This is a genomic window from Bacillus sp. SIMBA_026, from assembly GCF_046535335.1.
Classification (GTDB): domain Bacteria; phylum Bacillota; class Bacilli; order Bacillales; family Bacillaceae; genus Bacillus; species Bacillus velezensis.
Genome location: NZ_JAWRWX010000002.1, coordinates 943347 through 955665 on the forward strand (window position 1 = coordinate 943347; position 12319 = coordinate 955665).

The 12319-nt window shown below is 46.0% G+C and carries 10 protein-coding genes and 1 riboswitch; of the genes, 3 read left to right on the forward strand and 7 right to left on the reverse strand.

Annotated features, from left to right (window positions below):
* Positions 1-22: 22 nt before the first annotated feature.
* Entirely contained in the window at positions 23-709 is a 687-nt protein-coding gene (locus SB847_RS15575; protein WP_410564288.1) for a VOC family protein, read from the reverse strand.
* 298 nt (positions 710-1007) lie between these two features.
* Here SB847_RS15575 and ahpC point away from each other — a divergent pair, with 298 nt between their 5' ends.
* The gene (gene ahpC / locus SB847_RS15580; protein ID WP_004393188.1) at positions 1008-1571 is read left to right on the forward strand and encodes an alkyl hydroperoxide reductase subunit C; all 564 of its coding nucleotides are present in this window, start codon (positions 1008-1010) and stop codon (positions 1569-1571) included.
* 13 nt (positions 1572-1584) lie between these two features.
* The gene (gene ahpF / locus SB847_RS15585) at positions 1585-3114 is read left to right on the forward strand and encodes an alkyl hydroperoxide reductase subunit F (RefSeq protein WP_007614902.1); all 1530 of its coding nucleotides are present in this window, start codon (positions 1585-1587) and stop codon (positions 3112-3114) included.
* Between the two features lie 90 nt (positions 3115-3204).
* On the opposite strand, the gene SB847_RS15590 is transcribed toward ahpF, so the two are convergent.
* Entirely contained in the window at positions 3205-4551 is a 1347-nt protein-coding gene (locus SB847_RS15590) for an amino acid permease (protein ID WP_007614904.1), read from the reverse strand.
* Between the two features lie 145 nt (positions 4552-4696).
* Positions 4697-4777: riboswitch (glycine riboswitch) on the reverse strand.
* Between the two features lie 298 nt (positions 4778-5075).
* Here SB847_RS15590 and fbp point away from each other — a divergent pair.
* On the forward strand, positions 5076-7001 hold the full coding sequence (gene fbp, locus SB847_RS15595; protein WP_007614905.1) for a fructose-1,6-bisphosphatase: 1926 nt from the start codon (positions 5076-5078) through the stop codon (positions 6999-7001).
* A gap of 52 nt (positions 7002-7053) precedes the next feature.
* On the opposite strand, the gene SB847_RS15600 is transcribed toward fbp, so the two are convergent.
* From SB847_RS15600 to SB847_RS15620, 5 genes are read right to left on the reverse strand one after another with little or no spacing between them, the layout of a single operon-like run.
* Entirely contained in the window at positions 7054-7518 is a 465-nt protein-coding gene (locus tag SB847_RS15600; protein ID WP_014419315.1) for a (2Fe-2S)-binding protein, read from the reverse strand.
* Positions 7511-8353, reverse strand: a complete 843-nt coding sequence (locus SB847_RS15605; protein ID WP_410564293.1) for an FAD binding domain-containing protein — start codon at positions 8351-8353, stop codon at positions 7511-7513. The genes SB847_RS15600 and SB847_RS15605 overlap by 8 nt, the downstream gene beginning before the upstream one ends.
* Positions 8340-10670, reverse strand: a complete 2331-nt coding sequence (locus SB847_RS15610) for a xanthine dehydrogenase family protein molybdopterin-binding subunit (RefSeq protein ID WP_410578008.1) — start codon at positions 10668-10670, stop codon at positions 8340-8342. The genes SB847_RS15605 and SB847_RS15610 overlap by 14 nt, the downstream gene beginning before the upstream one ends.
* Before the next feature lie 5 nt (positions 10671-10675).
* The gene (locus SB847_RS15615) at positions 10676-11299 is read right to left on the reverse strand and encodes an NTP transferase domain-containing protein (protein WP_410578010.1); all 624 of its coding nucleotides are present in this window, start codon (positions 11297-11299) and stop codon (positions 10676-10678) included.
* The gene (locus SB847_RS15620; protein ID WP_285980120.1) at positions 11296-12312 is read right to left on the reverse strand and encodes an XdhC family protein; all 1017 of its coding nucleotides are present in this window, start codon (positions 12310-12312) and stop codon (positions 11296-11298) included. Before SB847_RS15620 ends, SB847_RS15615 begins: the two co-directional genes overlap by 4 nt.
* Positions 12313-12319 lie beyond the last annotated feature (7 nt).

Here is a 12319-nt window from a genome sequence, read left to right on the forward strand (position 1 = left end):
GGCCTTTTGAGCCCGGGCTTTTTTATGACGGCTGTGCCCGCCTGATGTCAATGCCGCCCTTTCCGTCAGCCTCAATGCGGATCGTCCCGTTCACAACGACAGACAGCGGATGGAACTCCGCATGCTGATCAGAAAAAATCCAGCGGCGGCCGCTCGGCCCTAAAAGCAAAAACGCCCCATCATTGTAATCACCCATAAAATGAAACCCGTCTTCCCTAAGAGGCGCATGCTTTCTCACCGGAATGCCGAAACGCTGCAGCTCCCTCCCGCTTGATACGACCTCGGCAGCTGTCAGATTCACCTCGCCGATATTCAGAACAGACTCAATCGAAAAACGTTCCGCGCTTGGCGGCGAAGTTTCTCTCGCGATGAATTCCGCCAGATTGTTGGACGGATCTTTGAAATAAAAGGAACGCGCCTGAATATGAGAGAAATACACCTCATCCTCCCCATCTTCCGTTTGAAAAACGACTTTATCCTTTATCCACGCCTTCGCCTCATCAAAACGATTATTCGGAATGTTAAACGCGAAATGATACGTCGGATGAGAGTGAGAATCGGCGCGCCTGAATTCCAACTCACTTTCTCCCGCCTTGATTGTAAACGAATCACCGGACTCATCAATTAAAGGAAAACCTAACACCCGTTCATAGAAGTGTTTCGTCTCCTCCAACGCACAACTGTACAAAGTAATGTTATTTATTTGCATGATCATACCCCCTTTGGTTTATACTGCCATATAGAAGGGTTGATTCCTACTGTTTCAATTCACCAATTGAGAATCCCCCTTTCGCCCGGCGCTAAACAGGACAAACAGCGCCAAACCGCTTATACCAGGCATTTTTAAATGTCTAAAGCAAAAAAAGCAGAAAATAATACCCCATATAGCTTGACAAAAAATAAATGTTATTTAATAATCTATATATAATTAGAATTATTATTGAAAGATAAAGTGAATGCTTTGTCTTTTTAATATATTTCAAATCACATTTCAGGAGGAAGATATTATGTCTTTAATCGGAAAAGAAGTACTGCCATTCGAAGCAAAAGCTTTCAAAAACGGTGAATTCATCGATGTAACAAACGAAGATTTGAAAGGTCAATGGAGCGTTTTCTGCTTCTACCCAGCGGATTTCTCTTTCGTTTGCCCGACTGAACTTGAAGATCTTCAAGGACAATACGCTGCACTGAAAGAATTAGGTGTTGAAGTATACTCTGTTTCTACAGATACTCACTTCGTACACAAAGGCTGGCATGACAGCTCTGAAAAAATCGGCAAAATCACTTACGCAATGATCGGTGACCCATCTCAAACGATCTCCCGCAACTTCGACGTTCTTGACGAAGAAACTGGTCTTGCTGACCGCGGAACATTCATCATCGATCCTGATGGCGTGATCCAAACAGTTGAAATCAATGCAGGCGGTATCGGCCGTGACGCAAGCAACCTAGTAAACAAAGTAAAAGCGGCTCAATACGTTCGTCAAAACCCAGGTGAAGTCTGCCCGGCTAAATGGGAAGAAGGCGGCGAAACACTTACACCTAGCCTTGATTTGGTAGGTAAAATCTAAGGAGTGCATTCCATTGGTACTTGATGCAAATATCAAAGCACAATTAAATCAATACATGCAGCTAATTGAGAACGACATTGTTCTCAAAGTAAGCGCCGGTGACGATGACACTTCTAAGGACATGCTGGCTCTCGTTGACGAGCTGGCTTCCATGTCATCTAAAATTTCAGTTGAAAAAACTGAATTAAACAGAACACCGAGCTTCAGCGTTAATCGTACCGGAGAAGACACAGGCGTTACATTCGCCGGTGTTCCTCTCGGCCACGAATTTACATCATTAGTGCTGGCATTGCTTCAAGTCAGCGGCAGAGCGCCTAAGGCTGATCAAAAGGTCATTGACCAGATTAAGAACATCAGCGGAGAATACCGCTTTGAGTCTTATATCAGCCTGACGTGCCACAACTGCCCTGATGTCGTACAAGCATTAAACATGATGAGCGTGCTCAACCCGAATATCACTCATACAATGATTGACGGCGCGGCATTCAAAGAAGAAGTAGAAAGCAAAAACATTATGGCTGTTCCGACTGTTTTCTTAAACGGTGAATCTTTCGGAAGCGGCCGTATGACCATCGAAGAGATTCTCGCGAAAATGGGCAGCGGCGCAGATGCGTCTGAGTTTGCCGACAAAGAGCCTTTTGACGTTCTTGTTGTCGGCGGCGGACCTGCCGGCGCAAGCGCGGCGATCTACACGGCGCGTAAAGGCATCCGCACCGGTGTCGTCGCTGAACGCTTCGGCGGCCAGGTACTCGACACCATGAGCATCGAAAACTTCATCAGCGTCAAAGCGACTGAAGGACCGAAGCTCGCTGCAAGCCTTGAAGAGCACGTGAAAGATTATGATATTGACGTCATGAACCTTCAGCGCGCGAAACGCCTTGAGAAAAAAGACCTCTTCGAACTTGAACTCGAAAACGGCGCTGTACTGAAAAGTAAAACAGTGATCCTTTCAACAGGTGCCCGCTGGCGCAATGTCAACGTACCTGGTGAGCAAGAGTTCAAAAACAAAGGTGTTGCATACTGCCCGCACTGTGACGGACCATTGTTTGAAGGCAAAGACGTAGCGGTTATCGGCGGCGGAAACTCCGGAATCGAAGCGGCGATTGACCTTGCAGGTATCGTCAATCACGTGACTGTGCTGGAGTTCGCGCCTGAACTGAAAGCAGACGAAGTCCTGCAAAAACGTCTCTACAGCCTGCCAAACGTCACTGTGCACAAAAATGCACAAACGAAAGAAATCACAGGCGACCAAAACGTAAACGGCATTACGTTCGTTGACCGTGAAACAGGCGAAGAAAAACACGTTGAACTTCAAGGTGTATTCGTCCAAATCGGTCTCGTGCCTAATACAGAATGGTTAGACGAAACTGTCGAACGCAACCGCATCGGCGAAATCATCGTCGATAAGAGCGGCGCGACAAGCGTTCCCGGCCTATTTGCCGCAGGGGACTGCACAGACGGCCCGTACAACCAAATCATTATCTCCATGGGATCAGGTGCAACTGCCGCTTTAGGCGCATTTGATTATTTGATCCGGAATTAATGTAAAAAGCGCTATCCTGCTTACAAGGCAGGATAGCGCTTTTTTATATTAAAACGGCGTACTGCATGGCAGTACACCGTCTGAAGCAATTCAATCTGTCTTTCTCCCTCTCGCCCGATAGATAAGAAATAATCCAATAAACCACAGGGGCGTCAGCAGCAAAGCCGGGCGCGTTGCATCCGCAAACAGCATAATCACCAGAATGACGGCAAACAGCGCCAGCACGGCGTAATTGATAAACGGTGCAAACGGCGCCTTGAAAGACGAGCTTGCGTGTAAGTCCGGACGGGTTTTCCTGTATCTGATATGACAGACCAGAATCACGCCCCACACCCAAATGAAACAAATCGCGCTGATGGTTGTCACGATGCCAAAAGCCGCTTCCGGTATCAATTTGCTTAAAAGAGCGCCAGCTGACAGCACAATAACCGATATCCATAATGCGCGGCTCGGCACATGATTTTTATTCAGCTTCGCAAAACTTGCAGGCGCTTGTTTCGTTTTGCTTAAGTTATACAAAATCCGGCTTGTTGAAAACATCCCGCTGTTACAAGCAGAAGCGGCAGACGTTAATACGACAAAATTAATGATTCCCGCGGCTAACGGGATGCCGACCAGACTGAAGGTCTTCACAAAAGGACTTTCCGCCGCATTCAGCTGCATCCACGGGTTAATACATAAAAGAATGAGCAATGCCCCGACGTAGAAAAATAAAATCCGTAACGGAATTTTATTGATAGCGGACGGAATATTTTTTTTCGGATTTGACGTTTCCGCCGCCGACACACCCACTAATTCCACACCGACATAGGCGAAGATCACCATCTGGAACGAAAGCAAAAAGCCTGAAAATCCGTTCGGAAACAAGCCGCCGTGCTCCCACAGATTCGCCGCTGAAACCGTTCCGGTATGCGTTTTGAACCCAATCACCAGCAGAACTACACCGATGACAATTAACGCGAGAATCGTGACTACCTTAATTAAGGCGAACCAAAACTCCAATTCTCCAAAAATCTTAACCGTTAACAGATTAAGCCCTAATAAAATGAGCAAACAGATAAGTGCCGGAATCCACTGCGGAATATCAAACCAATATTTCACATACACACCGACGGCGATCACATCCGCCATAGCCGTCATAATCCAGCAAAACCAGTAGGTCCAGCCGGTGACAAACGCTGCACGCGGCCCTAAGTACGCCTCGGCAATATCCGTTAATGATTGGTAGCCCGCTTTAGATAACAGCAGTTCTCCCAGCGCCCGCATGACGAAAAAAAGCGCAATTCCTACAATAAAATACGCAAAGATGATAGAAGGACCCGCCAGCTGAATCGCCTTACCGGACCCTAAAAACAATCCGGTGCCGATCGTGCCGCCAATGGCGATCAGCTGCACGTGCCGATTCGATAAGTCCCTCTTTAGCTCTCGCTGCTCCACATCTGACTCCTCCTTACCTCTCTAGTGAACGACGAGCAAAAAAAGCCAATAAAAAAAGAGATTGGATGCCCTCCAATCTCATGGTCATAAGAATATCAAATTATATCTGCGCCGCTGACAATCAACAGCATGACAAATACATATTCGGTACTCTTCTGTCCTTTTGCCTGAGATTGTGAACCCTTCGGCGCCGCGGAAAACCCGCGGTCTCTCCAGAAGCCGCTCCTGCTGTAGTGCGACCCACAGCAATCATAGCCTGCTACGTATTGAGTTTCTGATAGAAATACCTATCAGCTAACTTTTTATTTTAATGGAAGTTGAATTCATTGTCAATAGGGGGATGAGCTCACGGCGTTATCCCGGTCCAATTTTCGATGCCTGAAGCGCCGTATTTTCCGTTTTCATTGTCTCAAAAAGGCGTTATGCGGTACTATCATATAAGGTCTAATGATGTAAACTTTATGTCATACTTTAAATTCACCTTACCATACAATTGCTCGTAAATAAAAAGGGGATGGACGAGATTGGAAACGAAATATTTAGATCTGCTCGCACAAAAATACGATTGTGAAGAAAAAGTGGTCACGGAAATCATTAATCTGAAAGCGATACTGAACCTGCCGAAAGGAACCGAGCATTTCGTCAGTGATCTGCACGGGGAGTATCAGGCATTCCAGCACGTGCTGCGGAACGGTTCAGGAAGGGTAAAAGAGAAGATCCGCGATATTTTCAGCGGCGTCATTTACGATAGAGAAATTGATGAGCTGGCGGCTTTGGTCTATTATCCTGAGGACAAACTGAAGCTGATCAAACATGACTTTGATACGAAAGAGGCATTAAACGAGTGGTATAAAGAAACGATTCATCGGATGATTAAGCTCGTTTCTTATTGTTCTTCCAAGTACACCCGCTCCAAATTGCGCAAAGCACTGCCCGCCCAATTTGCTTATATTTCTGAAGAGCTGCTGTACAAAACAGAACAAGCCGCCAACAAAGAACAATACTATTCCGAAATCATAGAACAGATCATTGCGCTCGGTCAGGCCGATAAGCTGATCACCGGTCTTGCCTACAGCACGCAGCGATTGGTGGTCGACCATCTGCATGTTGTCGGCGATATTTACGACCGCGGACCGCAGCCGGATAAAATCATGGAAGAACTGATCAACTATCATTCAGTGGATATTCAATGGGGGAATCATGATGTTCTCTGGATAGGCGCTTATTCCGGCTCAAAAGTATGCCTGGCAAACATTATCCGCATCTGTGCCCGCTATGACAATCTGGATATTATTGAAGACGTTTACGGCATCAATCTGAGACCGCTATTGAACCTTGCCGAAAAATATTACGATGATAACCCGTCTTTCCGCCCGAAAGCGGACGAAAACAGACCGGAAGATGAGATTAAACAAATCACAAAAATTCATCAGGCGATCGCGATGATCCAATTCAAGCTTGAGAGCCCGATTATTAAGAGACGGCCGAACTTTAATATGGAGGAACGGCTGTTACTGGAAAAGATCGATTATGACCGCAATGAAATCACGCTGAACGGAAAAACATATCAACTGGAAAACACCTGCTTTGCGACGGTGAATCCCAAACAGCCTGATGAGCTGTTAGAAGAAGAAGCAGAAGTCATGGACAAGCTGCTGTTCTCTGTTCAGAACTCCGAAAAGCTGGGCCGCCATATGAATTTTATGATGAAAAAAGGCAGCCTTTATTTGAAATATAACGGCAACCTGCTGATTCACGGCTGTATTCCCGTCGATGAAAACGGCAGCATGGAAACGATGATGATAGAGGATAAAGCTTATGCGGGCCGAGAGCTGCTAGATGTATTTGAACGGTTCTTACGAGAAGCGTTTGCCCATCCGGAAGAAACCGATGATCTGGCGACAGATATGACGTGGTACTTATGGACAGGCGAATACTCCTCCCTCTTCGGAAAACGCGCCATGACCACCTTTGAGCGGTATTTCATTAAAGAGAAGGAAACACATAAAGAAAAGAAAAACCCGTATTACTATTTGCGTGAAGACGAAGCAACCTGCCGAAACATCCTGAAGGAATTCGGCCTCAACCCGGATCACGGCCATATCATCAACGGCCATACACCGGTAAAAGAAATCGAAGGCGAAGATCCGATCAAGGCAAACGGAAAAATGATCGTCATCGACGGCGGCTTCTCCAAAGCCTACCAATCCACAACAGGCATCGCCGGCTACACACTCTTATACAACTCCTACGGCATGCAGCTCGTCGCCCATAAACACTTTAACTCCAAGGCCGAAGTGCTGAACACCGGAACCGACGTCTTAACAGTGAAACGATTAGTCGACAAAGAGCTGGAGCGGAAGAAAGTGAAAGAAACAAACGTCGGTGAAGAACTGATGAAAGAAGTGGCGATTTTGGAGAAACTGCGGGAGTATCGGTATATGAAGTGAAGAATATGGAGTTCAGGGATGATTCTCTGGGCTCTTTTTTTACGGTTACGAACTAAGAAGTCCCTTTCCCTGTATGTAAAACGGATTTAACCGCTTCTTCAATCTCCCTATAACCGGTACATCTGCAAATATTGGACTCCAGCCAATTTTTTATCGTGTCATCACTTGCATTCGGCTCAGTATTCACTAAAGCATGACAATTCATGAGAAACCCCGGTGTGCAATAACCGCATTGAAACGCAAATTTTTCAATAAAAGCCTTTTGAATCGGCGTATTGATCAGTCCTTCAATTGTCGTAATATCCTTTCCTTCCCCTTCTGCCGCAAGCATTAAGCAAGATTTCATCGGCACCCCGTCCGTTAATACCGTACAGGCGCCGCAATCCCCATTTAAGCAGCCCGGCTTTGCACCAGTTAATCCGAGACGAAGACGAAGAGCAAATAACAAAGTATCAGCCGGTCTGACCGTAATCTGTCTTTCCTCGCCATTTACTTTCAACGTAATAGGATCAGACATTTGGACCTCCTTCTAATTCCCATAAGGCATCTAAAATTGTATTTTGCAAGACAAATATTCGGTATTCACTTGAGCCTTCTGCATCATCAAGAACAGGTTTGGGTACATACTGTAAAGACCTGCGCACTCTTTCTTCTGCTGATCGGCTTTTATCGTTAAGCACAGCCTCCATTTCAGCAGAACGAAACGGAAATGGACATACGCCGCTGAAGGCCATTCTGATCTCATCATCTTTTTTCAGCGCACAGACTGTCACCAATGGATACCCGACATTCCACTGCTGTCTTCTTTTGATACTGACAAATGGCAGGTCAACATACGCACGATCGACAACGACATGAAATAAAAAATCTCCTTTTCGCAATTGTATTTCCCTGTTAAATACTTTATTTATAGGATGGTAATGAATCCCCGCTCTCCCTGCAATCCCTAGCAAACTATCAGAAATCAGCAACGGCAGCACGGCCTCACGGTAGTATATGCCCCCGCAAATGTTTCCGCCCAGGCTGATCTTATTTCGAGTCGTCCGATCCGCAATTTCACTTACCGTTTTACTTAATAGCGGAAATGGATTTACTTCCTCCAGTTTCGTTAATGACACGCCTGCTCCGATCACCAGATCATGTTCATAAAAGCGGATGGTTTGAAATCCCGGAAGCGCGTTCATATCTATCACCGCATCCGTATAGATGATATTCAGCCTTCCTAACGTGATAATTTCCGTGCCGCCGGAATAATACATTGGTGTTTTCTTTTCGGCCGCAAGAGAGTGAAATAGATTGATTGTTTCTTGAATGGTCTTCGGTTTAAAATAATCAAAATCAAACGGTATCATCTTTCCACCCCTCTTGCGTCCTCCATAATTGTTCGGGAATGAGAGGAAGTTGATTCAATTGGACACCTAAAGCGGCGGAAAGGCAATTTCCCAATGCGGCCGGCATCCCCAGCAGTCCGTGTTCCCCGCCGCCGCGCGCTCCATAAGGCGCGATCACATGCGGGGTTTCAACAAATTCAATGATATATTCAGGCTGCTCTCCATAGTGAAGGGGGCGGTATGTTCTAAGCTGAGGATTTAATACTCTGCCATACGGATCAAATACAAAGGTTTCTCTTCCTCCAAATGCGATTCCCATACTCATCCCTCCCATCACTTGACCCCTTGCAGCTTTTTCATTCAGTACAGTTCCTATATCCACAACAGAATAGGCTTTTGTAATTCGGTACGTATAATCCCGTTTATCCAACTCAACTTCAATTCCCTGAGCACCGACAGCCCATTCGGGTCCCGGCTTTCCTCTTCCCGTTTCCCGGTCTAAATTCGTCATCCGGGTTAATGTGTAATTGCCGCTCGCAATGATTTGGCCGCCAATGGTATTTCCATTTGGAAACGTATATCCGTAAGCAATGTCTTTTATGTCAACATGTACAGAAGGATGATCTATAAAATAAACCTTTCCGTCGGCCACTTCCAATTCCTCGACAGGAACCCGCAACACACTTGATGCCACGTCCTTCAGCTTTCGAATGGCTTCCTCCGCTGCATTCAGTACGGCATTTCCGGCCATTAACGTCCCTCTGCTCCCCACGGTTTTCCAATGCTCGGGTGTTGTTTGTGTATCTATAAGCATTTTTACATGAATTTTGCTTATATCCATTTTCATTCGTTCCGCCAGGATTTGGGCTAGCACTGTTTTTGTCCCTGTTCCAATTTCCACTACGCCTGACATCAAATTAATGCTTCCATCGGGATTAAAGGTTAAAAGAACCCCGGACGTTGCATTTGTATCAAATGTTGAGGTTTTCCAAATGCAGCTGATTCCCTTCGCCCGTATCTTCCGGCCGTCGATTTCAATTCGCTGTCCCTCGTCCCAATTCATTAATTCCTTCAATCTTTCAATGCACTTCGGCACATTTCCGACCGTGCTTGAATTGAGAAGAACTTGAGTCGGTGTGGTGTCGCCGGGGCGAATGGCATTTTTATAGCGGAGTTCTAATGGGTCCATGTTCAGTTTTTCCGCCAATACATCCATCGTCCGCTCAAAGGCAAATAACACTTCAGCATGGCTGTAGCCCCTGAATGCACTTGGATATGGATGATTCGTATACATACAATATGAATCACACCGTATATGGTCGATAGCGTACGGACCCGTACAGTCAACCACCGCAGCCCGGCTGATGTCCACTCCTTTATCAGAGTATGCTCCGCCATCAAATAAAAGCTGAATGTCTGCCGCCTTTAAAATTCCATCCTTTGTGGCCCCTAATTTGACAATAGCATCCAATCCTACATGAACGGGAGATGTGATCAGATCCTCTTCTCTCGTATTAAACAATTTGACGGGCCGGCCTCCGACTGCTTTTGATGCCAAATAGGCAATCACCTCTAACTGAACGGCTGCTTTTCCCCCGTACGCTCCTCCTACTAAAGGCGTTTTGACGATAACCTTTCCGGGTTCGATTCCAAAATACCACTGCATTAATTTTTTAATGGCAAAAGGAGCTTGAGAGGATGTGGTAATGATAATCTCCTCATCCGCGCGAATTTCAGCGATCGAGCATCTTGTCTCCATCGCAGCGTGATCAGAAGGGTTAAAGGAAATCTGGAATTCTGCTGTCACATCACTTTCCCTAAACCCGTCTTCAATATTTCCTTTTCTAACCTTATCCAGGTTTGCGATATTTGTCTTCGGAACCGGGAATACACCTTTTGTCTTCTCATAGCGGTCCGCATTTTCATGGACGAGTGGCGCATCCTTTTGAAAGGCCTCACGGGGGGAATTGACGACGGGAAGAGGTTTATAGGATACTTTGATGGCATCCGCTGCCTTTTTAGCTGTAATCGGATTTTCCGCAACAACAACAGCAACCGGCTCACCATGGTATCTGACCCTTTTATAAGCAATCGGCGATCTGTCTTTAATTTCCTCACCTGCAAGCGGAAAAGGTTCATCCCCCAATATCGCTCTCACGCCGGGAATCTTCCAAGCTTCTGAAAAGTCCATAGACACAATATCGGCATGCGCATATGGACTGGTCAGCATTTTTGCGTGTAACGTCCCTGTTTCTTGAAAATCATCCGTATATTTCGCTTTACCCGTCACTTTTTCAAGGGCCTCTTTCCGAATGACACTCTTCCCGATATACTCCAACTCATTCACTCCCCGAATTTATTCAGCAGCAGCAGCGTATAATCTTCAGCTGTATCGACGTCATAAAAAAGCAAAGGGTCTTGAAAGCTGATCATTTTTCCCGTCTTGATCATACTTTCACGGATCACATGCCGGGCGCCCTGATCTCCCTTTAACTGATGCAATACTGGAAAACATTGATTGGAGAATAAAATGGGGGGCATAGGAAGATGTTGATTTTCAGCGGCGATAAATGAATAACGGCGCTCCTTCTGATAGGAATCAATTAGCGTATTGATGATATCTGCGGTGACAAACGGCTGATCTGCAAGGAGAATGATAACGGCGTCAGCCTCGTACTCTGCCGCTTTTTTCACACCGCATTGTATAGAATGGCCTTGGCCTTTACCCGCTTGCTCACATTCTGCCTGACTCCACTTATTTGATATGGGATCTAAAAAGAAAAAATCCGAAAGCCAATGCAGTGAATCTCCCTTTCTCGTAATAACAAAAATATGATCTAATTCAGATAACAAGGCATTTTTAAGAGCCATACTTCCCAGAGAGACGCCATTGAGAAACAAACTTCGCTTATCCGTCCCCATGCGTCTGCTTGTACCGGCTGCCAGGTAAATGGCCGCTGTTTTCATAAGCGAGACCTTTGTTTTCGCATTTTTTGAATCATCTCGCCGACAATGCTTACAGCAATTTCCTCAGGGCCTTGTGCCCCGATGGGAAGTCCGATAGGGGAATGTATATCTTCCGGAATCTCTGCCCCGCCTAATAGCCGCTCCGTGCGCCTTCTGGGGCCTAATACGCCTTTATAAAACACAATCTCGTTTTTTAATGTATGTAAAATGATCTGATCTTTTTGAAAGCTGTGCGTCATAATGACAACAAAATCCCTTTTTGTCATACTTAGGCCTTCCATGACTTCTTCCGGCGCTCCTGTAATCAAACGGCCGGCTTCAGGAAAATGGCCGTGATGACATAAAGCGGGGCGCCAGTCAATCACCGTCACATGAAAACCCGTACCGGCTGCCAACGAAACTAACGGCTTCGCATCTTCCCCTGCTCCGAAGACATATAAACAAGGTTTTGGCACCATCTGATGGATAAAAAATAAATCAGAGGTATGTTCATCCCTCTTGATTCCCTTGTCCGTCTGTCTCAGTTTTTGAATACGGCCTTGTTCCATAACATCCCCGGTTCCAAACACGCTGCCGTCTTCAGCTATATACAGATCTTCCTTCGGCTCTAACGTTTTAGTGAATCGTTTCATTCGGGTCACAGACTTTTTTTCATCTAAGCATGTCTTGACTGTCATCAGATTTCGTTCCAATTCCCCTTTTACAGGCTCAAGTAAAACCGTCAAAACACCATTACAGCCAACGCCCTGTCCCCAGGATAAATCGTCCTCCGCGCTCATATCAAAGCGGACAATCAACGGCTCTCCTGCAGTCCAGACCTGTTCCGACCGTTCAACGAGATCTTCTTCCAGACAACCGGCGGATAACATTCCGACTCTTGTTTTATCCCCTAAAATCAGCATGGAGGCCCCTTCTTTCTTATAAGCGGACCCCTCTGTTTTAATGATGGTAGCCAGTACCTTAGCTTTCTTAGAATTGGCGATGACATCCAAAATCCGGTGTATATCATCCATCTCATGT

Bases quoted from the DNA above. Each gene is read 5' to 3' on its own strand.
- SB847_RS15575 (WP_410564288.1), bottom strand. From the start codon at position 709: ATGCAAATAAATAACATTACTTTGTACAGTTGTGCGTTGGAGGAGACG.
- ahpC (WP_004393188.1), top strand. From the start codon at position 1,008: ATGTCTTTAATCGGAAAAGAAGTACTGCCATTCGAAGCAAAAGCTTTC.
- SB847_RS15600 (WP_014419315.1), bottom strand. From the start codon at position 7,518: ATGTCTGATCCTATTACGTTGAAAGTAAATGGCGAGGAAAGACAGATT.
- SB847_RS15605 (WP_410564293.1), bottom strand. From the start codon at position 8,353: ATGATACCGTTTGATTTTGATTATTTTAAACCGAAGACCATTCAAGAA.
- SB847_RS15615 (WP_410578010.1), bottom strand. From the start codon at position 11,299: ATGAAAACAGCGGCCATTTACCTGGCAGCCGGTACAAGCAGACGCATG.
- SB847_RS15620 (WP_285980120.1), bottom strand. From the start codon at position 12,312: ATGGATGATATACACCGGATTTTGGATGTCATCGCCAATTCTAAGAAA.